The sequence below is a fragment of the Actinomycetospora rhizophila genome, from assembly GCF_042657905.1.
GTDB lineage: Bacteria > Actinomycetota > Actinomycetes > Mycobacteriales > Pseudonocardiaceae > Actinomycetospora > Actinomycetospora rhizophila.
On sequence record NZ_JBHSKG010000002.1, the window covers coordinates 412,574 to 431,837 of the forward strand.

At 76.5% G+C, this 19,264-nt stretch carries 15 protein-coding genes and 1 pseudogene; 12 read left to right on the forward strand and 4 right to left on the reverse strand.

What is annotated here, in order from left to right; all coding sequences use genetic code 11:
- Positions 1–149 precede the first annotated feature (149 nt).
- The 4 genes from ACFPK1_RS05825 to ACFPK1_RS05840 are packed head-to-tail and all read left to right on the forward strand — an operon-like array spanning position 150 to position 6,297.
- Positions 150–4,586, forward strand: a complete 4,437-nt coding sequence (locus ACFPK1_RS05825) for a sensor histidine kinase (protein WP_378019951.1) — start codon at positions 150–152, stop codon at positions 4,584–4,586.
- On the forward strand, positions 4,583–5,005 hold the full coding sequence (locus ACFPK1_RS05830; RefSeq protein WP_116707154.1) for a roadblock/LC7 domain-containing protein: 423 nt from the start codon (positions 4,583–4,585) through the stop codon (positions 5,003–5,005). Before ACFPK1_RS05825 ends, ACFPK1_RS05830 begins: the two co-directional genes overlap by 4 nt.
- 22 nt (positions 5,006–5,027) lie before the next feature.
- Complete coding sequence (locus tag ACFPK1_RS05835; protein WP_378019952.1) at positions 5,028–5,714, forward strand: DUF742 domain-containing protein; 687 nt, start codon at positions 5,028–5,030, stop codon at positions 5,712–5,714.
- Positions 5,695–6,297, forward strand: a complete 603-nt coding sequence (locus ACFPK1_RS05840) for a GTP-binding protein (protein WP_378019953.1) — start codon at positions 5,695–5,697, stop codon at positions 6,295–6,297. The genes ACFPK1_RS05835 and ACFPK1_RS05840 overlap by 20 nt, the downstream gene beginning before the upstream one ends.
- 239 nt (positions 6,298–6,536) lie before the next feature.
- Here the strand turns inward: ACFPK1_RS05840 and ACFPK1_RS05845 are convergent, their stop codons facing one another.
- Complete coding sequence (locus ACFPK1_RS05845; protein WP_378019954.1) at positions 6,537–8,882, reverse strand: helicase-associated domain-containing protein; 2,346 nt, start codon at positions 8,880–8,882, stop codon at positions 6,537–6,539.
- 85 nt (positions 8,883–8,967) lie between these two features.
- Between ACFPK1_RS05845 and ACFPK1_RS05850 the strand changes: the two genes are divergently transcribed.
- The 5 genes and pseudogenes from ACFPK1_RS05850 (at position 8,968) to ACFPK1_RS05870 (ending at position 12,715) form a co-directional block, all read left to right on the forward strand.
- The gene (locus ACFPK1_RS05850) at positions 8,968–9,183 is read left to right on the forward strand and encodes a hypothetical protein (protein WP_378019955.1); all 216 of its coding nucleotides are present in this window, start codon (positions 8,968–8,970) and stop codon (positions 9,181–9,183) included.
- A gap of 53 nt (positions 9,184–9,236) precedes the next feature.
- Complete coding sequence (locus ACFPK1_RS05855) at positions 9,237–9,800, forward strand: nucleotidyltransferase family protein (protein ID WP_378019956.1); 564 nt, start codon at positions 9,237–9,239, stop codon at positions 9,798–9,800.
- A gap of 22 nt (positions 9,801–9,822) precedes the next feature.
- Positions 9,823–11,289 (forward strand): NAD-dependent malic enzyme, encoded by a 1,467-nt coding sequence (locus tag ACFPK1_RS05860; RefSeq protein WP_378019957.1) that lies wholly within the window; start codon positions 9,823–9,825, stop codon positions 11,287–11,289.
- Positions 11,282–11,770, forward strand: coding sequence for a cyclic pyranopterin monophosphate synthase MoaC (gene moaC, locus ACFPK1_RS05865; protein ID WP_378019958.1), 489 nt, complete (start codon positions 11,282–11,284; stop codon positions 11,768–11,770). Before ACFPK1_RS05860 ends, moaC begins: the two co-directional genes overlap by 8 nt.
- 19 nt (positions 11,771–11,789) lie before the next feature.
- Positions 11,790–12,715, forward strand: a pseudogene (locus ACFPK1_RS05870) (molybdenum cofactor biosynthesis protein MoaE).
- A gap of 27 nt (positions 12,716–12,742) precedes the next feature.
- Here the strand turns inward: ACFPK1_RS05870 and ACFPK1_RS05875 are convergent.
- Both ACFPK1_RS05875 and ACFPK1_RS05880 read right to left on the reverse strand, forming a co-directional pair.
- Positions 12,743–13,438 carry a LysM peptidoglycan-binding domain-containing protein gene (locus tag ACFPK1_RS05875; RefSeq protein WP_378019959.1) on the reverse strand — a complete coding sequence of 232 codons (696 nt, stop codon included), beginning with the start codon at positions 13,436–13,438 and terminating at the stop codon, positions 12,743–12,745.
- Between the two features lie 392 nt (positions 13,439–13,830).
- The gene (locus ACFPK1_RS05880) at positions 13,831–14,472 is read right to left on the reverse strand and encodes a LysM peptidoglycan-binding domain-containing protein (RefSeq protein WP_378019960.1); all 642 of its coding nucleotides are present in this window, start codon (positions 14,470–14,472) and stop codon (positions 13,831–13,833) included.
- Between the two features lie 523 nt (positions 14,473–14,995).
- On the opposite strand from ACFPK1_RS05880, the gene ACFPK1_RS05885 reads away from it, so the two are divergent.
- The 3 genes from ACFPK1_RS05885 to ACFPK1_RS05895 are packed head-to-tail and all read left to right on the forward strand — an operon-like array spanning position 14,996 to position 18,271.
- A complete protein-coding gene (locus ACFPK1_RS05885) occupies positions 14,996–15,886 on the forward strand; it encodes an AAA family ATPase (RefSeq protein ID WP_378019961.1) in 891 nt (296 codons plus the stop codon).
- Positions 15,883–17,112 (forward strand): vWA domain-containing protein, encoded by a 1,230-nt coding sequence (locus ACFPK1_RS05890; protein ID WP_378019962.1) that lies wholly within the window; start codon positions 15,883–15,885, stop codon positions 17,110–17,112. Before ACFPK1_RS05885 ends, ACFPK1_RS05890 begins: the two co-directional genes overlap by 4 nt.
- Positions 17,105–18,271 (forward strand): XdhC family protein, encoded by a 1,167-nt coding sequence (locus ACFPK1_RS05895; RefSeq protein ID WP_378019963.1) that lies wholly within the window; start codon positions 17,105–17,107, stop codon positions 18,269–18,271. Before ACFPK1_RS05890 ends, ACFPK1_RS05895 begins: the two co-directional genes overlap by 8 nt.
- Here the strand turns inward: ACFPK1_RS05895 and ACFPK1_RS05900 are convergent.
- Positions 18,268–19,110, reverse strand: coding sequence for a class I SAM-dependent methyltransferase (locus ACFPK1_RS05900; protein WP_378019964.1), 843 nt, complete (start codon positions 19,108–19,110; stop codon positions 18,268–18,270). The two genes, ACFPK1_RS05895 and ACFPK1_RS05900, sit on opposite strands and share 4 nt — an antisense overlap.
- Positions 19,111–19,264: the final 154 nt, after the last annotated feature.

The window sequence follows — 19,264 nt, forward strand, 5'->3', positions numbered from 1 at the left end:
CGCGCGGTGTCACCCACGTGCCACTCCGAGAACCGGACGGCCGCGACCATAGCCCATCCCCGGTCACCCAGCGTCGACCAGGGACGCGGTCGGCGCGGGGTGTCGGCGCGCGAAGTCCGACCGACCGGCGGAACCGGGAGGACCCGTCCGTGACCACCCCTGAGCGAGCACCCGAGCGGACGCCCGTGCGGTACGGCGAGGCGCCCGACGGCCGGCCCGGCCCGGACGACCGCGCCGGCGGCGACTGGACCGAGCGGCTGGCCCTGCGCAACTGGAGCCTGCCGGTCAAGCTGACCGCGGTCCTGCTGGTGCCGACGATCTTCGTGCTGACCCTCGGCGTGCTCCGCATCGTCGAGCAGACGCAGGAGGCCGCGTCCTACGACAGCGTCCAGCAGGCCGTGGCCCTGGAGGACAGCACGTCGCGCGTGCTCGGCGACCTCGCCGACGAGCGCTCCGCGGCGGCGGTCTACGTCGCGGCCAACCGCGCCGGCGGCTCCGGGCCCGTCGAGCAGCGCATCGACGCCACGCGCGACGCGACCTCCGAGCTGCGCCGCTCCGCCGGCGCGGCCGACTCGCTCGACCAGCAGACGGTCACCGCGTTCGACCAGGCCGACGACGAGATCGACCAGCTCGACCGGCTGCGCGACGACGTCATCGACGGCCGCGTCGACGCCGCCGGGGCGATCGCCCGCTACACCGAGACCATCGACACCCTCGAGGTCTTCGACCGCTCGCTGTCCCGCGAGGCCGCCGACCCGAGCGTCGCGGGCCTCTCCTCCGGGCTCTACTCGCTCTCGGTGGTCCGCGAGGAGGACGCCTACGTCCAGGCCGTCGTCGCCGCCGGCATCGCCGCGGGCCGCATCGACGCGCCCTCGATCGACCAGGCGCGCAACGCGACCCTGCGCCGCTCGATCGCCGTCGACGACTTCCGCTCGGCCGTCGGCACCGACAACGCCGGGCTCGCCGACGCCGTCGTCGGCCCCGACGTCGACAACCGCGACCTGCTGGCCCAGGTCGTCCTCGGGCGCGGCGCGGCGGGTCTCCCGCTGCAGGTCGCGGGCCCGGACTGGGAGCGCGCCTCCGCCGCGGTGGAGGACCGTGACGCGGCGACCTCCGAGCAGCTGCGCGGCCAGCTCCAGGAGCAGGCGGGCTCGCTGCAGGCCGCGGCGCGCAACGGCGCGGGCGTCGCCTCGGTGATCCTGCTGCTGGCCCTCATGGCCGGCGCCGCGGTGGTCTTCTTCGTCACCCGCTCCCTGCTGCGCCCGCTGCGCCTGCTGCGGCGCACCGCGCTCGACGTCGCCGAGCGGCGCCTGCCCCAGGCCGTCAAGAGCCTGCGCGAGGGCGAGACGCCCGACACCACGATCGTCCCGACGCCGATCAACACCCGCGAGGAGATCGGGCAGGTCGCCCGCGCCTTCGACCAGGTGCACGAGCAGGCGGTCCGCCTGGCCGCCGAGCAGGCCGGCCTGCGCTCGGCGTTCAACTCGATCTTCGTCAACCTGTCCCGGCGCTCGCAGGCGCTGGTCGAGCGCCAGCTGCGGCTCATCGAGCAGCTGGAGAACTCCGAGGAGGACCCGGAGGCGCTCTCCAACCTCTTCCAGCTCGACCACCTCGCGACGCGCATGCGCCGCAACTCCGAGAACCTGCTGGTGCTCTCGGGCACCGACCTCTCGCGGCGGGGCAGCCGGCCGGTGCCGCTGGTCGACGTGCTGCGCGCCGCGGCCTCGGAGGTCGAGCAGTACCAGCGCATCGACCTCGCGCCGCCGCCGCAGGCCCAGCTGCTGGGCCGCACCGCGAGCGACGTCGTGCACCTCGTGGCCGAGCTCCTCGAGAACGCGACGACGTTCTCCGCCCCCGACACGCGCGTGCGGGTGCAGGCGACGCAGAACGGCGACGGCTCGGTCCTCGTCGAGATCCTCGACTCCGGCGTCGGGATGAGCGAGGACGACCTGCACGAGGCCAACGTGCGGCTCGACTCGCCGCCGACGGTCGACGTGTCGGCGTCCCGGCGCATGGGGCTGTTCGTGGTCGGCCGCCTCGCGACCCGCCACGGCATCACGGTCGAGCTGCGCAACCGCGACGACGGCGGCGTCGCCGCCACGGCCCTCGTGCCGGCGTCCGCGGTGCTCGCGGGCACGAGCGAGGGCCGGCCCGCGCTCGGGGCCGGGTCGGCACCCCGCCGTCCCGAGGCCCCGACGGGCAACGGCGCGGTCCCCGAGCAGGCGCGCGCCGCGGGCGGCCTGCCCCAGCGCGAGCGGCGCGCGGCCGGCGCGCCCGGGTCGTTCTTCGCGCCCGGCGAGGAGCAGGGCCGCCCCTCGACGCCCGACGGCACCGGGGAGCGGCGCCCGCTGCTGCCGCGGCGCGGGGCGTCGAACGGCGTGCCGGCCACCAACGGCAACGGGCACGACGGCAACGGGCACGACGGCAACGGGCACGGCAGCAACGGGCACGCGGGTCCCGGCCGGCCGAGCTTCCCCGGTCGTCCCGGCGGCCCCGGCGGGCCGACCGGTCCCGGACGGCCGCCGGAGCGCGGGCCGGCCCCGGAGCCGGCCGAGGGCGCGGAGGAGCAGGAGGCGTCCGCGGCCGACCAGCAGGCGCCCGAGCAGGAGGAACAGGGCCGTCACGGCTTCGTCGGCGGTACGGCGGCCGGGGGCGGTGCGGCGGCGCTGATCGGCGCGGCCGCCGCGCGCCGGCGCAGTCGCCGGGCCGAGAAGCCCGGCGACGACGACGCGGCGCCCGCCGAGCCGGTCGAGCAGGACGAGGACGACCTCGCCGACGACGACCTCGCCGACGACGAGCTCGCCGACGACGACGAGGACCTCTCGTGGAAGCGGGAGGACGCCGAGGCGCCCGAGGAGGCGCCCGACGCCCCGGCGCCGGAGCGCCCGCAGCAGGGGCAGCAGCAGGGCCCGCCGCAGGGCGCGCCGCAGGGGCCGCTCCCGGGGCTCCCGGGCCAGCCCGGCGGCCCCGGCGGGATGGGTGCCCCCACGGGCCCCGGCGGCTTCGGCGGTGGCGGCGGGGCGACCACCCCGGGCGCGCCCGGCCGGCCCGCCGGCCCGGTCTGGGGCCCGCCGCCCGGGGGGCCCGCCGGACCCGGTGGCCCCGGCCCCGGGCAGGTGCCGCCCCCGGGATGGCGCGGTGCCCCGCCCGGACGCGGCCCGGCCGGTCCGTACGGCCCCCCGCCGCCCGGTGGCCCGCCGCGTCAGCCCGTCGCCGGCCCGCCGATGTGGAACGGCGCGCCCGTCGTGCCCCCGCCCGGTCCCGTGGCCGGCGAGGAGCAGGCCGACGAGGTCGAGGAGCGCGACGAGGTCGCCGCGCCCGCCGAGGCGCCGGTCGACGAGACGTCCGCGCCCGTCGAGGACGCCGTCGCCGACGAGGTGACGGAGACCCCGGCGACCCCGGAGACCCCGGCGGCGGAGGACGAGGCACCGGCCCCGGAGGCGCTGCCGCGGCGAGGCATGCTCCCGCTGCGCCCGCGCGTGGTGCGCCCGCAGGCGCGCCCGGCGTGGCAGGCGGGGTCGCCGGAGGCCGAGGCGTCGCCGGCGCCGGAGACGCCCGCCGTCGACGAGCCCGTGGCGAGCGCCCCGGACGTCGAGGCGCCCTCCGGAGCCCCGGAGTCCCCGGAGACCCCGGAGGTCCAGGAGCCGTCGACCCCGGGCGAGCCCCGCGGGATGCGGCCCTCGGGTCGGCGCCTGCCGCCGACCGGGGCAGCGTTCTCGCCGGGCATGGCGCCGCGACTGCGTCCCCGGCGCACGGCCGGGGAGCCGGACGAGGCGCCGGAGCCGACGGAGGTCGCCGAGGCGTCCGAGGCAACCGCAGCTCCCGAGGTGGCGCCCGCCGAGCCCGTGACCCCGCCGGAGCCGCCGGCCCCGGCCGAGCCCCTGACCCCGCCCGAGCCGCAGCGCCCGGCCGCGGGCCCGCAGAGCCCCGGTGCCCTGCCGCGACGCGGTGGCCCTCCGGGTCCCCAGGGTCCGCAGCGCCCGGGTCCGCCCGGTCCGGCCGCACCGCTCGTGCCCGCCGGCGCGCCGGCCGCGGGCGGCCCCCCGGACCGTCTCTTCGACCCGACACCGGCGTCCGAGGGCAACGGGCACCCCCGCAACGGGGGCGGCGGCGTCGGCGCGCCCGCGCGGGCGGTGCCGGAACGCCTGCCCACCCGCGCCGGGCGCCCGCAGCGGGAGCGGACACCGATCTACGACGAGGTCGCGTCGGCGTGGTTCCGCGAGGCGCCGCCGGCGGCCGGGCCGGACGAGGCCGAGTGGGCCTCGACCTCGGGCGACGAGGGCTGGCGGGCCGCCGCGGCCAGCGCCGACGCCCTGGACGCCGGGATCAGCGCGGGCGGCACGACGGAGGCCGGTCTACCGAAGCGCCGGCCCCGCGCGCAGCTCGTGCCGGGTGCCGCTCGTCCGGGCGACGGCCCCGCGGCGCCGGGCCCCGCGGCCCCGCGGCGCAGTGCCGACGCGATCCGTGGCCGTCTCGCGAGCTATCAGCAGGGCGTGGCCGACGGGCGGTCCACCCGCCGCGGCCGGCCGGGGGAGACCGAGGGCGCGCCGCAGGACGCTCGCCCCGGGGATGAGGAGGAGCAGTGACCGGAGCCCAGTCGCAGCCGAGCCGCTTCGGCTGGTTGGTCTCGAACTTCGCCGAGCGGGTGCCGGGGGTGGCGCACGCGGTCGTCGTGTCGGCCGACGGGCTGCTGCTCACGGCGTCCAACCGTCTGCCGCGCGACCGCGCCGACCAGCTGGCCGCGGTCGCGTCCGGCCTGGTCAGCCTCACGCAGGGCGCCGCGCGCTGCTTCGAGGCGGGCGAGGTCGTGCAGACGGTGGTGGAGATGGAGCGGGGCATCGTCCTGCTGATGTCGATCAGCGACGGATCGTGCCTGGCGACACTCGCCGCCCCGAACTGCGACATCGGGCTGGTCGGCTACGAGATGACCCTCCTGGTCGACCGGGTCGGGCAGCTGCTCACCCCCGAGCTCCGCGCCGAGCTCCAGGGGTCGGCAGTGCGATGACGTCACAAGGGGGTGACGACCGGTGAGCGATGAGCCCGGCGAGTCCTTCGCCGACGTCCTCAACGGCATCAGCGGGCCGGCGAAGCCGCGCGGCGAGCGCCGTGGGCTCTTCCGGCGACGCCGCAACGCCGAGGAGCCTCCGGAGCCGGTGGCGCCGCCGGAGCCGGCCGCCCCGCCGGTCGACGAGGTCGGCCCGCCGACCGACGGCACCGTCGCCCCCGACGGCTACCTCTACGGCGAGGGCGTGCCCGACGGCGCGCACGCCCTCGCGCCCGGGGAGCCGCAGACCGCTCCCTACGGCGTGCCGCAGCCCGGCGGCCCGCCGCGGCACGAGCTCCCCGAGCCCGAGCCGCCCGCCGAGCGCGCCGACGACGTCGCGATCGTGCGCCCCTACGCCTGGACCGGCGGGCGGACCCGCCCGGTCTACGACCTCGCCGTCGAGACCCTGGTCTCGGTCGGCACCGCGGGCCGCGACCCGTCGCGGATCCCCCAGTACGAGCACCGTGCCGTGGCCGAGCTGTGCGCCGAGCCCCGGTCCGTCGCGGAGGTGGCGGCCATGCTGAAGCTGCCCCTCGGCGTGGCCCGGGTCGTCATCGGCGACATGGCGTCGCAGGGAACGGTCGTGGTGCACCAGACCGCCTCGACCTCGGGCGACGTCCCGGACATGGCATTGATGGAAAGGGTGTTGAGTGGACTACGACGGCTCTGACGCAGCGGTCGCCGAACCGGTCCCGAGCACCACCTCAGCCAAGATCGTCGTGGCCGGTGGGTTCGGGGTCGGCAAGACCACGTTCGTGGGCTCGGTCTCCGAGATCGACCCGCTGACGACCGAGGCCGTGATGACCGACGCCAGCGCCGGCGTCGACGACCTCTCCGCGGTGCCGAACAAGCGCACCACCACGGTCGCCATGGACTTCGGTCGCGTCTCGCTCGACTCGGACCTGATCCTCTACCTGTTCGGCACCCCCGGACAGGACCGGTTCTGGTTCATGTGGGACGACCTCGTGCGCGGCGCCATCGGCGCGGTCGTGCTCGCCGACACCCGCCGGCTCGCCGACTGCTTCGCCGCCGTGGACTTCTTCGAGGACCGCCGCCTGCCCTACGTGCTCGGCGTCAACGTCTTCGACGGCGTCCTGCGCCACGATCTCGAGGACGTCCGCGAGGCGCTGGCCATCGACCCCTCGGTGCCGATCCTCACCGTCGACGCCCGCGACCGTGAGTCGACGAAGCAGGCGCTCATCGCGCTCGTCGAGCACGCCATGCAGGTCTGGGCGGTCGGCGCCCGGGCCTGAGCGTGCCCCGCGCGCACGGGTGCTCGCCGGCGTCCGGACGGCGGTACCCGTGCCCCGGGCGCCGTCGCTCCGGAGATCACGAGCACCTCGTCCACCTGACGCGCGCCGGCGGGGTGCACCACGCACTCGTGATCTCCGACGGCACCGCGCGCCCGCGTGATCAACGGGGACTTCGCGCGCCTAGAAGCAGCGAGATACCCGTTCGCTGCGAACCGGGCGAGCGAGCGAGCGGGCGCGCCTCAGCGGTCGGCGAGCACGCTCACCGAGGTGATCCGGTGCAGCGCGAAGGACAGGGCCGCGCCGCCGACGACGTCGCCGTTGGTCTCGCCGTCGTCCTCGACTCCCTCGAGCACGCCGCCGCCGACGCGCAGCGGGCGCACGACGCGCTGGGACGCGGTGCCGTGGGAGTCGACGTAGCCGATCCACACGCTGCGTCCGGTGCGCGCGGCCTCGGCGAGCACGGCGACGGTGGCCGAGGTGGCCGTGCGGCCCTGGCCGGTGCCGGTCGCGCGACCCCGGGCGGCGGTGGCGGCGCGGTCGCCGGCACGGAGCTGGGCGACGAGCGCGGTGATCTGGTCCTCGGACAGCGTCGGGGTGGTGCCGATCGCGCGCTCGGGCCGCTTGGCCGGGGTGCGCCGGCCGCGGGGGCGCAGGTCGAGCACCCCGCCGACCTCGTCCTCCGCGACCGGTGACAGCCCGGCCGCGCGCAGGGCCTCGAGCACGTCGACCAGCGGCTGGGTGCTGATCAGCACGGTCGGCGCGATCCGTCGCAGCTCGAGGCGCTCGGCCTCCGGGTGCACCATCACCTCGGCGATGAGCGCCTCGTCCTCCGAGCGCAGGAACGACGCCGCCGCCCCGCCGCGCAGGCGCCCGTGGCGGCGGGCGACGTCGTCGACGAGGTAGGTCAGGCCCTGGGGGACCGGGGTGGCCGAGCGGGTCGCGAAGAGCTCGTGCAGGTCGGCGGCGGTCTGCCCGAGGTCGAGCGCGCGCCGCACCGACGCCTCGCTGATGCGGTAGACGGTGGCGCCGCCGGCGGACTCGACGTCGGCGACGCGGTCGAGCGCGGCGGCGAGCTCGGGCTCGAGGCGCCCGGGGGCGACCGCGGTGAGGTCGGCCTGCAGGAGCACGTGGTCGACGGGGTCGGGCAGCGCCCTGCGCAGGGCGGCCGCGGCCGCGCCGTCCGGGTCGTCGCCGGGGCCGCGGGCGGGGACGAGCAGCTCGCGCGCCGCCGAGGTGATCGCGTCGTGGGCGACCAGGCCCATCGTCGTGGCCTCGCGCAGCACCGTGCGGATCATGTCGTCGCGCCGGCTCCCGCCCTTGCGCGGCGCGCGCCACGCCAGCGACGCGACGAGGTCGTCGGCGCTCGGCGGGCCCGCCCCGTCGTCGAACTCGCGCAGCCGGTCGAGCACGCGCCGGCGCAGCGCCGGCGCCCAGGGCCGACGCGCCTCGTCCGACAGCGGGCCGATGAGCTTGTCGCCGACGTCGCGCGCGCCCACCAGCGACGGCGCGCGGGGCGTGTCGAGCCAGCCGCGGGCGAGCATCACCCAGCGCACGTCGGGGCCCGCGGCGAACCAGCGGTCGACGGTGACGGTGGGCGTCCAGGCCGGGTCGGCGCCCTCGGAGACGGCGATCAGCCCCGCCCCGGCGAGGACCTCGACCAGCAGGGCCGCGTCCGCCTCGGTGAGCCCGAGCTCGCGGGCGACGCGGCGCAGGTCGCGCACCCCGAGCCCGCCGGAGCGCAGGACCGCGGGCGGGGCGTCCGACCACGACGCCAGCACGACCTCGGCGCGGCGCACCAGCTCGAGGATCTCCCCGGCGGCGGTGGCGTCGACGTCGGCGGGCGCCCGGACGCGCGGGGCCGGCATGGGGTCGGTGAGCGCGACGTCGCCGAGCGGGCGGTCGCCGCGGACCCCGAGGGCGGCCTCCCGGGTGAGCTCGACGGTCTCGTGGTCGACGCGGTGCAGCAGGCCCGCGGCGAGCAGCCGGCCGACCGGCCCGTCGTCGGGACCCTGTGCGCGGCTGCGCCCGACCGGGCCGTCGGCGGCCAGCGCCTCGACGACGGCCCGCTCGTCGGCGGGCAGGGCGTCGACGACGGCGGCGAAGTCGTCGGCGGTGGCGATCGCCGAGAACTCCGGCGCCGGGCGCCCGAGCCCGCCGGGATAGCGCACCGAGACGTCGCGCAGGGCGGGCACGGCCCGCAGGCCCGTCGTCGCCTCCGGGTCGGCGGCGGGCAGGTCCGGGACGAGCGTGGACCCGTCGGGCCAGCACAGCGCGCGGCTCTCGAGGTCGGCGAGCGCGGCGCGACCGGCGGCGGCACGGTCCGGGCCGAGGAGCGCGAGGACGTCGCCGAGGGCCGCGGGCGCCTCGTCGGCGCGCACCACGAGCAGCGCGTCGACCACCTGCAGGGTGAACGCGTCGAGGTCCTCGCACGCCCGCCCGACCGACATCCGCACGCTCGCCCGGGTGGCCACGACGCCCATGTCGGCGGGCGCGGGCAGCGCGAGATCCGGGCGGGCACGCAGCAGCGCGCCCAGGGTGTCGTCGTCCTGGGCGCGCAGGTGGTCGAGGAGGGTCCGGCCGGACATCGACGTCCACGGTAGTCGGGCCTGGGCGCGCACACCCCCGAGGTGCGGCAGACTGGTGCTCCGCCGACCGGGAGGACAGGGAGAGATGGCCGACCAGCACGCCACCGGAGGACAGTCGGAGACGTCCGAGGAGGTCCCGCCGCGCCAGGACCCCTGGTGGCCGGAGGTCGAGGGCGGCCACCCGATCACCGAGCTGATGGCGCCCACCCAGGGCTCGCCGTCGCCGTTCGGTGAGACGGAGTTCCCCCTCCCGGCCGACCAGCTCGGCTACGAGCACCCGGTCACCGAGATCAACCGCTGAGCACCCCGAGCGCGGTCGCCGGCCTCCTGCTCGCCGCGGGCGGGGGTCGGCGGATGGGACGCCCGAAGGCCGCCGTCGAGCTCGACGGCGAGCCCCTGGTGCGCCGCGGTGCCCGGGCCCTGCACGAGGCGGGGCTCGCGCCGGTCGTGGTCGTGCTCGGCGCCGGGCTGCCCGGGACCGCCGCGCTGCTCGACGAGGGCACCCCGTGGGTGCCCGCGCCGGGCTGGGACACCGAGGGCCAGGCCGCCTCCCTGCGCGCCGGGCTGGAGGCGCTCGAGACGGCCGACGTCGTCGCCGTGCTGGTCGCGCTCGTCGACACCCCGGGCATCGGGCCCGACGCGCTCGCCCGCGTCGCCGCGCACGCCCGCGACCCCGAGGTGCTCGCCCGCGGTGCCGTCGGCGGGCGCGCGGGCCACCCCGTGCTGCTCGGGAGGGCGCACTGGAAGGCTGTGCACGCGGCGGCCGGCGGCGATGCCGGCGCGCGGGGCTTCCTGCGCGGCCGGGACGACGTGGTCTCCGTCGAGATCGGTGACGTGGCGGTCGACGACGACCTCGACACACCGGCGGATCTGCAGCGATGGGCCGGACGCGGAGCGGAGCGGGAGCCGGACCGATGAACACAGCCAGGAAGGAGACACGGTGACCGTCCCGGGACCCGGTTACGCGATCACGGCCCGCGTCGAGGCGCCGGCGAGCGCGACCGCGGCGGGTGACCTCGCCGTCGCCGTCGGCCGCGTGGGCGGCGTCATGACGGCGTTCGACGTCGTCGAGTCGCGCACCGACTCGATCATCATCGACATCAGCTGCAACGCCCTGTCCGAGGAGCACGCGGAGCAGATCACCGACGCGCTCGGCGGCCTCGACGGCGTGCGGGTCCGCAACGTCTCCGACCGCACGTTCCTGGTCCACCTCGGCGGCAAGATCGAGGTCACCGCGAAGGTCGGTCTGCGGACCCGTGAGGACCTCTCCCGCGCCTACACGCCCGGCGTCGCCCGGGTCTGCCAGGCGATCGCCCGCCGTCCCGACGACGCCCGCAGCCTGACGATCAAGCGCAACACGGTCGCCGTGGTCACCGACGGCTCGGCGGTGCTCGGGCTCGGCAACCTCGGCGCGGCCGCGGCGATGCCGGTGATGGAGGGCAAGGCGGCCCTGTTCAAGCGGTTCGCGGGCGTCGACGCCTGGCCGGTGTGCCTCGACACCCAGGACACCGAGGAGATCATCCGGACCGTCGAGGTCCTCGCCCCGGCCTACGGCGGGATCAACCTCGAGGACATCGCCGCGCCGGCCTGCTTCGAGATCGAGGAGCGGCTGCGCGAGAAGCTCGACATCCCCGTCTTCCACGACGACCAGCACGGCACCGCCGTCGTCGTCCTCGGCGCCCTGCGCAACGCGCTGCGCGTCGTCGGCAAGGAGATGAACGACTGCCGGATCGTGGTCTGCGGGGTCGGCGCGGCCGGCTCGGCGATCATCCGGCTGCTGCTGCCGCTGCAGCCCGCCGACCTCATCGCGGTGGACGTCGACGGGATCATCCACCCCGAGCGCCCCGGCCTGCACGCGAGCCTGGAATGGGTCGCCGAGCAGACCAACCGCGAGCGCCGCACCGGGGCGCTGCGCGACGCGATGCCCGGCGTCGACGTGTTCATCGGGGTCTCGGCGCCGAACCTGCTCCACGAGTCGGACGTCGCCGCGATGGCCGACGACGCCGTCGTGTTCGCGCTGGCCAACCCCGACCCCGAGATCGACCCGTCGCTGGCCCAGCGGCACGCCGCGGTCGTCGCCACCGGCCGGTCGGACTACCCGAACCAGATCAACAACGTCCTCGCGTTCCCCGGCATCTTCCGCGGGCTGCTCGACGCGCAGGCGCGGGCGATCACCGACGACATGCTGCTGGCCGCGTCCGCCGCCATCGGGGACGTGGTCGCGGAGCCGAACCCGCTGTTCATCGTGCCCAGCGTCTTCGACAACACCGTCGCGCCCGCGGTGGCCGGGGCGGTCCGCAAGACCGTCGAGCGCGCCCGCGAGCACGGGACGGCGAGCGTCGACGTCGGGGCCGCCCTGGCCCTCGGCGAGGAGACGGCGAAGGCGCTGGAGGGGGCGGATGAGTGAGCACTCCGGTCTGACCCACGTGGACGCCACCGGCGCCGCGCGGATGGTCGACGTCGGCGACAAGGAGGTCACGCGCCGCACGGCGACCGCGACCGGCGTCGTGCGCACGACCGCCGAGGTCACCGCCGCCCTGCGCGACGACACGGTCCCCAAGGGCGACGCGCTGGGTGTCGCGCGGGTCGCGGGCATCATGGGCGCCAAGCGCACCCCGGACCTCGTGCCGCTGTGCCACCCGATCCCGCTGGCCGGCGTCACCGTCGACCTCGAGGTCGGCGACGACCACGTCGCCATCACCGCCACCGCCCGCAGCGCCGACCGCACGGGCGTGGAGATGGAGGCCCTCACCGCCGTCGCGGTGGCCGGGCTGACGCTGCACGACATGATCAAGGCGCTCGACCCGGCGGCGACGCTGGACGCGGTGCGCCTCGAGCGCAAGGAAGGGGGACGCTCCGGTGTCTGGACCCGCCCCGACGGCCGCTGACCCCACGCGCCGCGCGCGCGTGGTGACCGCCTCCAACCGTGCCTCGTCGGGCGTCTACACCGACCGCGGCGGCCCGATCATCGTCGAGTGGCTGCGCGGCCAGGGCTTCACGACGCCCGACCCCGTGGTCGTGCCCGACGGCGAGCCGGTGGCCGCGGCACTGCGCGAGGCCGTGGCGGACGGCGCCCACGTCGTCGTCACCACCGGCGGCACCGGCATCTCGCCCACCGACGCCACCCCCGAGGCCACCCGCGCGGTCCTCGACTACGAGATCCCGGGCCTCGCCGACGCCGTCCGCCGCGCCGGGGCCGACAAGGTCCCGACGTCGGTGCTCTCACGTGGCGTGGCCGGGGTCGCCAAGCGCACCCTGGTGGTGAACCTGCCCGGCTCCCCGGGCGGGGTGCGCGACGGCCTGGCGGTGCTCGAGCCGGTGCTGGCCCACGCCGTCGACCAGATCCTGGGAGGGGACCACCAGTGAGCGGGACGCGAAGCGCAGCGGAGCCGGACCCGAGGGCACAGCCCGCGCGCGTCCTGCGGGCGACCGTCACCGAGGAGCCGCTCGACGTCTCCGAGCACGCCGCGCTGGTCGACGACGCCGCCGCCGGCGCGGTCGTCACGTTCGCGGGCGTCGTCCGCGACCACGACCACGGCCGCTCGGTGACCGCCCTGGACTACGAGGGCCACCCGAGCGCCGCGACCGTCGTGGAGAAGGTGGCCGCGGAGGTCGCCGGGCAGTTCGCGGGCGTGCGCGCGCTCGCGGTCACCCACCGCGTCGGCCCGCTGGGCATCGGCGACGTGGCCCTGGCGTGCGCCGTGGCCGCCGAGCACCGCCGCGAGGCGTTCGACGCCTGCAGCGAGCTGGTCGACGCCGTCAAGCGCGAGCTGCCGGTGTGGAAGCGCCAGGAGTTCACCGACGGCACCGAGGAATGGGTCAACTGCCCCTGACCCGCTCCCCGGTGCCGGGACGCGGCGTCAGGCCGTCGCGATGGTCTGCCCCGGGAAGATCATGTTCGGGTCGGTGAGGACGTCGCCGTTGGCCTGGGCGAGCGCGCGCCAGGTCGTGCCCTGCGACGCGGCGATCGAGCTGAGCGTGTCCCCCTCGCGCACGGTGTAGGAGGACGAGGACGACGACGAACCGGAGTCCCGCACCTGGCGGGTCTCGGAGCGGCTCGAACCGGAGTCGTCGTCCTCGGCGTCGGAGGCGGAGTCGGCGTCGGCTCCGGAATCGCTCGCCGACGAGGACGACGACGAGCCCGACGACTCCGTGTTCGGCGAGCTGTCGGTCTGCCCGGTCTTGCGCGAGCAGGTGGGCCAGGCGCCCATGCCCTGCCCGGCCTTGACGCGCTCGGCGACGCGGATCTGCTCCTCGCGGCTGGCGTCCTCCGGCTGGCCGGAGCCGCCGAAGGCGCGCCAGGTGGAGTCGGTGAACTGCAGGCCGCCGCCGAAGCCGTTGCCGGTGTTGATGCTCCAGTCGCCGCCGCTCTCGCACTGGGCCAGCGCGTCCCAGTCGGTGTCGGCGTGCGCGGCCGGGGCGGCCAGCAGGGCGGCGGGCACGACGGGGGCGCCGGCCGCGACGACGGCCAGCGCGGCGCGTCCGACGCGGCCGGGGCGGCGCGCGGCGCGGTGACGTCCGCGAGAAGCAGGCAGGACGGGGTCGACGATGTCCATGGGTCTCCACGACGGCCGCGCGGACGCCGCACCGGGCCGTCGCGTGGGGGAGCGGACGGGGGAGCACCGGTCGCGGGCGCCCCTGTCCGGGCACGGGTGAGGCGGGGACGGGGCCCGTCGGACAGGGGGAGCGCCCGGGCCTCGGTCGGCACCGCCGCACGGGCCGACGGACCGAGGCTAGATCTCCACCGGGGTCACGGCGCGTGGCTCTCAGGTTCGTGAGGAGCCGCTCAGGTCACGAACGGGTGACGAACGTGCAGCTCCGGGGACTCGATCTCACGATCAGCGACCGGTCGCGAGCGCTCCGTGCCTGAGACGCTGTGACCCAGCTCATACACACGGCGGCCCCGGCTCCACGAGGGAGCCGGGGCCGTCGGGCGCGGTACTCGGGATCAGCGCAGGGCGAGCTGCTGCCCGACGCTGAGGCTGTCCGGGTCGGCGAGCGCGTTGCGCTGCGCGACGGACTGCCAGGACACGCCGTTGGCGGCGGCGATCGAGCTCAGGGTCTCGCCTGCCGCGACGGTGTGGCCGGCGCCGGGGGCGGCCGGCGCGACCGACTGCGCCGGCTTCTCCGTCGAGGCGGAGGACCGCACGCCCTCGGCGTCCGAGGAGTCGGACGACTCGGAGTCCGAGCTCGAGCTCGACGACCCGGAGTCGGACTCCGTGTTGGCCGAGCTGTCGGTGTTGCCGGTCTTCTTGGAGCACGTCGGCCAGGCGTTCATGCCCTGCTCGGCCTTGACGCGCTCGGCGACCTGGATCTGCTCCGAGCGGCTGGCGTCCTCCGGCTGGCCCGAGCCGCCGAAGGCGCGCCAGGTGGAGTCGGTGAACTGCAGGCCGCCGCCGAAGCCGTTGCCGGTGTTGATGCTCCAGTCGCCGCCGCTCTCGCACTGGGCGAGCTCGTCCCAGTCCGTGTCCGCGGACGCCAGCCCGGTGGTGAAGGCCATCGGGGTCGCGGCGACCGCGCCCACCAGGGCGATCTGGGCCGCACGCCGTCCGAGGGCGCGCGCCAGCGACTGATCGGTGTTCCGAGCCATGACCTCTCTCCGTACCGCGCCGCGCGGGCGGGGCCTCGCGAGCGGGTCGACGGCCGGTTCCACGCGGCCTCACCGCCCGTGGGTGCTCGGGGAGCACCCGGGGCCCTGCTGTCCTCGCGCTCGTCCGGTCCGCCACTTTCGTTTCGGGGCAGGTCACCCGGGAACGCTGGACGAGCGTCGGCGCGGCGGCCCCGGGAGTGTCCGGCCCTCGGCACCGGTCGGGTGCTCGTGGAGGGCCGCCAGGGACGGTACGGAGCACAGTTCGTCTTTCAACCCGGCCTCATCGGGCGCTCGTCACCGTCCCGTGACCGGTTCGTGATCGACGCGAGCACGAATTCCCTGCTCCAGGCGCGAGTCGATCACCGAAGCAAGCGCTTTCGGGCCGCCGATCACAGATCCGATCTGTGCCTGGCCTCACGGAAACCGCACGACCGTTCGGCCCAACGGGTCTCAGGCGCGCCCGCCGTCACAGGGCCGTCCGGTGGCTACCCCACCGGTGCTACGACATGCTGGGGAGGTGAGCGTGACCACCGAACCCACCAGCCCGGACGACCTGGCGCGCGCCCTCGACGGCACCGGCTACCTCGCCGACGACGGCCTCGCGTCGGCGGCGTTCCTGGCGCTGCGCATGGGTCGCCCGCTCTTCTGCGAGGGCGAGCCCGGGACCGGGAAGACCGCGCTCGCCCAGGCGCTGTCGGAGTCCCTGGGCCTGCCGCTCGTGCGCCTGCAGTGCCACGAGGGCATCGACGCCTCCCAGGCGCTCTACGACTGGGACTTCCCCCGCCAGCTGCTGCACCTGCGCGCGCTCGAGGCGTCGGCCAGCGCCTCGCACACCGAGCTGGACGTCGACGCCGTCGAGTCCTCGCTCTACGACCGGCGCTTCCTCCTGGCCCGCCCCGTGCTGCAGGCCATCCAGGAGGCGCCCTGCGTGCTGCTCGTCGACGAGGTCGACCGCGCCGACGACGAGTTCGAGGCCTTCCTGCTCGAGGTGCTCGCCGAGAACTCCGTCACGATCCCCGAGATCGGCGTCGTGAAGGCCGCGACGCCGCCGCTGGTGGTGCTGACCTCGAACCGCACCCGCGAGGTGCACGACGCCCTCAAGCGCCGCTGCCTCTACCTCTGGCTCGAGCACCCCGACCTCGCGCGCGAGACCGCGATCCTGCGCCGGCGGCTGCCCGACCTCCCCGAGCAGCTGGCCGAGCAGGTCGCCCAGGCCGTGCACGGGCTGCGCGGGCTCGACCTGCTCAAGCCGCCCGGGGTCGCCGAGTCCATCGACTGGGCGCAGGCGCTGCAGCTGATCGGGGCGCGCCACCTCGACCTCGCGTCGGCCACCGCCACCCTCGGTGCGGTGCTGAAGTACCGCGAGGACGCGGACCGGGCGCGCGACAAGCTGGACGCCCTGCTCGCCTCATGACCACCGGTGACCGGGGCGGTAGCAGCGACGCGCCTGCTCCCCGCCCGCACGCCGGCGCCGTCCTGGCCTCCGGCGTCGTCCAGGAGCTCGGTGGCGCCTCCGGCCCCGACGCCGACGCCGTCCTCGAGGACTTCGTCGCCTTCACCCGGCTCGTCCGCAACGCCGGCGTGCCGGTCACGACCGACCGCGTCGCCGCCTACCTGCAGGCGCTGCGCCTGTCCGACCTGACCAGCGAGGTCTCGACCTACTGGGCGGGGCGGCTGACGCTGTGCGCCGACCCCGACGACGTCGTGCGCTACGACCACGCCTTCGCCGCCTGGTTCTCGGCCGACCCCCGCGACCAGCGGATGGGGCGGCCCTCGCAGCCCAAGCCCCGCATCTCGACGATGGCCGCGCTCACCGAGCCGCCGCCGGGCACGGGGGACGACGGCGAGGAGGAGGAGACCCCGGAGCTGCGGGTCGCCGCCTCCGGCGAGGAGATCCTGCGCGACCGCGACATCGCCGAGCTCTCCATCGGCGAGCGCGAGCACCTCAAACAGCTGCTCGCCCTGCTCCGCCCGGCCCCGCCGCGACGCCGGGCCCGGCGCCGCCGGCCGGCGCGGCGCGGCGAGCCGGACGCGCGGCGCACCCTGCGCGCGGCGCTGGCCAACGGCGGCGAGATCGCCGACCTGCGCCGCCGCGCCCGCCGCGAGCGCCCGCGCCGCGTGGTGCTGCTCATCGACGTGTCCGGCTCCATGAGCCCCTACGCCGACACGCTGCTGCGCTTCGCCCACGTCGTCACCCGGCGCACGCCGACCGCGGTGGAGACGTTCACGCTCGGCACGCGCCTGACCCGGGTGACCCGCGAGCTGCGCCAGCGCGACCCCGAGCGCGCGCTCAGCGACGCCGGCCAGGCCATCCCCGACTGGTCGGGCGGCACCCGGCTCGGCGAGGTGCTGCGCGCGTTCCTCGACCGCTGGGGCCAGCGCGGCGTCGCCCGCCGCGCGGTCGTCGTCGTGTTCTCCGACGGCTGGGAGCGCGGGGGCGCCGACCTGCTCGGCGAGCAGTCCGCGCGGCTGCGGCGCCTGGCCCACCAGGTGGTCTGGGTCAACCCGCACGCGGGCAAGAGCGGCTACCTGCCCGTGCAGGGGGGAATCGCGGCGGCCCTCCCGCACGTTGACCGGTTGCTGGCGGGCCATTCCCTGACGACGCTGGCCGAGCTGCTGGAGGTGCTGCGGGATGCGTGACGTGCTGCCGACCCTGGAGTCCTGGTGGGACGCGGGGCGCCCGACGGCGCTGGCCACCGTGGTCGGCACGTTCCGGTCCGCGCCGCGCCAGCCCGGCGCGTCGATGCTCGTCGGCGACGACGGGCAGGCCGTGGGGAGCGTGTCGGGCGGGTGCGTCGAGGGCGCGGTCTACGAGCTCGGCTCGGGCATCCTCGAGGGCACCGACGACGCGACCCTGCAGCGCTACGGCGTCTCCGACGACGACGCGTTCGCCGTCGGCCTGACCTGCGGCGGTATCCTCGACGTCTACGTCGAGAAGGTCGACCGCGAGTCGTTCCCCCAGCTCGGCGCCATCGCCGCGGCCGTGCGCGAGCACCGCTCGGTCGCCGTCGCCACGGTCGTGTCCGGTCCTGCCGACCGCATCGGGCGCCGGTTGGTCGTCTGGCCCGAGGAGGTCGAGGGCAGCACCGGCTCGGCGCGCCTCGACGACGCGCTGCGCGACGACGTCCGCGGCCTGCTCGCCGCCGGCCGCTCGGCGCTCGTGTCCTACGGCACCGACGGCGAGCGCCGCGGCGAGGGCCTGCAGGTGTTCGTCGAGTCCTTCGCCCCGCCGCCGCGCCTCATCGTCTTCGGGGCCATCGACTTCGCCGCCGCCGTCGCGCGGATGGGCACGTTCCTCGGCATGCGGGTCACCGTCTGCGACGCGCGCCCGGTGTTCGCGACGTCGAGCCGCTTCCCCGAGGCCCACGAGGTCGTCGTCGAGTGGCCCCACCGCTACCTCGCCAAGGAGGCCGAGGCGGGGCGCATCGACTCCCGGACCTCGCTGGCCGTGCTCACCCACGACCCCAAGTTCGACGTGCCGCTGCTCGAGGTGGCGCTGCGCCTGCCCGAGATCGGCTACATCGGGGCGATGGGCTCGCGGCGCACGCACCTCGACCGGCAGGAACGGCTGCTCGAGGCCGGTGTCACCGAGGCCGAGCTGGCCCGGATGTCGAGCCCCATCGGCCTCGACCTCGGCGCCCGCACCCCGGAGGAGACCGCGGTGTCGATCGCCGCGGAGATGATCGCCCAGCAGTGGGGCGGACGGGGCACCCCGCTCTCGGATCGCGAGGGCCCCATCCACTCCGAGTCCAACGTCGAGCCCGCCGTGTCGGCGGCCTCGCTGCAGACGACCCCCTAGACGACCCGGGCGGTCAGGAGCAGGTACTCCCAGTCCATCGACCCGTCGCCCCGGTCGTGGCGCTGCGCCACGCCCGCGATGTCGGCGTCGAGCGCGGCGGTGCGCTCCGCGTCGTCGGCCACGTTGCGGTAGGCCACGATCGTCGGCCCGTAGGTCTCCTTCCAGTACGAGCGGAAGGTCTCCGGCGAGTCGAAGGCCGAGACGCGCACCGTCTGCGTGCGCGTCTCGACGTCGGTGACGCGGTCGCCGAGCAGGGCGCGGACGTGCGCCTCGTCGCCCCACAGCGGCGGGGGCTGCGCGCCGGGCGGGGGCGGCGGCGCGTAGGGCTTCATGGTCTTGAACAGGTCGCCGACGAAGCCCGCGGGCGTCCAGCTGATCAGTGCGATCCGCCCGCCGGGCCGGACGACGCGGACGATCTCGTCGGCGGCCTGCTGGTGGTGCGGCGCGAACATGATGCCCACGCACGAGGTGGCGACGTCGAAGGTGTCGTCGTCGTAGGGCAGCGCCTCGGCGTCGCCCTCCTCCCAGCGCAGCGCCACGCCCTGGCGCTGGGCGAACGCGCGGCCGGCGACGAAGAGCTCGGGGGTGAGGTCGGAGGCGACGACGTCCGCGCCGGCGAGCGCGGCGGGGACGGCGACGTTGCCGGTGCCGGCGGCGACGTCGAGCACGCGCTCCCCGGGGCGGACCCCGGCGGCGGCGACGAGCGTCGGGCCGAGATCGGCGATGAGCCGGGCGGCCACGTCCGGGTAGTCACCGAGGCCCCACATGGTCCGGTGGCGGGCCTTGAGGGCGGCGTCGGCGGCGGCGGCGTCGGTGACGGGCGCGGTCGTGTCGGTCATGGAGGTTCTCCGTCCTGCGGGGTCCGGCGCGGTCGCCGGTCCGTGGTCCTGCGGTGTCGGGGAGAACGGTCCGCTCACCGAGAGCGCCGGTCATCGGGAGGACCTCCCTACGTTTCTCGGGAGGACTAGGCCGTCCGGGACATTCCGTGGGTGT